At 28.8% G+C, this 877-nt stretch carries 1 protein-coding gene and 1 pseudogene; one reads left to right on the forward strand and one right to left on the reverse strand.

Annotated elements, in window-relative coordinates:
• Positions 1-113, forward strand: a pseudogene (locus EZE20_RS24505) (IS1595 family transposase); the annotation flags it as partial.
• A gap of 4 nt (positions 114-117) precedes the next feature.
• Here the strand turns inward: EZE20_RS24505 and EZE20_RS23855 are convergent.
• Positions 118-675 carry a hypothetical protein gene (locus tag EZE20_RS23855; protein WP_132122536.1) on the reverse strand — a complete coding sequence of 186 codons (558 nt, stop codon included), beginning with the start codon at positions 673-675 and terminating at the stop codon, positions 118-120.
• Positions 676-877 lie beyond the last annotated feature (202 nt).

The following is an 877-nucleotide window of genomic DNA, read 5'->3' on the forward strand; positions in this document are numbered from 1 at the left end:
ATGAATATACCTACCGATATAATAGGCATAAAATGAAAGAGGGAATATTTGAAAACCTTATCAATAGATTAGTAAAAGCAGCACCATTGCCCTACAAATTTATTATTGCCTAAATGCCTAGTTCAATAAATCTAATTTATTATCTAAATTTTCAATTAACCATTTTTTTAATTTGCTGATTTGATTTTCAAGAATAGTTTCGCTCCCACAAGAAATTCTTAGATAATTTGCATATATAGGATAAAAACATACAAAATCAGTAATTAATGAAACTATTTCTTTGCTTGCAATCGGATAAATTAATTTTTTGGAAGTGTAAGTTATATCCCAAATTCCATGTTGATTCATGTAATCAAAATACTCCTTGTTTGGCAAGAATAAAAACTGTCTATAATCATCAGTTGTTTTCAATAATTTAGCGTTTGCTTCGGTAATTAAATTTTCAATTATATGATACTTGCTGATTTGAAATTTGTAAAATTTTTTGTATGAATTGAGCTCAATACCGTATCGAAAGGTGGAGAAATAAAAATATAGTCCTTCATCATCTAAACAGTAGGTTAACGAAAATGGTAATATATTGGGCTGCTTATTTTCTTTTGTTAGAACTTTTCGCCACAGATATGAACTTCTCTTGGCTCCTAAACCTGCTTCACAGGAGGTATAATTATTCACTGATTTTCTTAATCTTGTCTTCCTAAAAGTCGGGGATTTTAATAAAGTCGAAAATTCAAATATATTTTCCTGATATACATTAGACTTGTTGCAATGGAAAAATAGTCTTAAATTTGGCACATGAAAATATCGATAAATGATCTAAAAAATGAGCGTCAATGGCGTTCTGCAACCGGACTTAATAAGGAAAGATATATTAAGT

The organism is Arundinibacter roseus, from assembly GCF_004348825.1.
Classification (GTDB): Bacteria; Bacteroidota; Bacteroidia; order Cytophagales; family Spirosomataceae; genus Arundinibacter; species Arundinibacter roseus.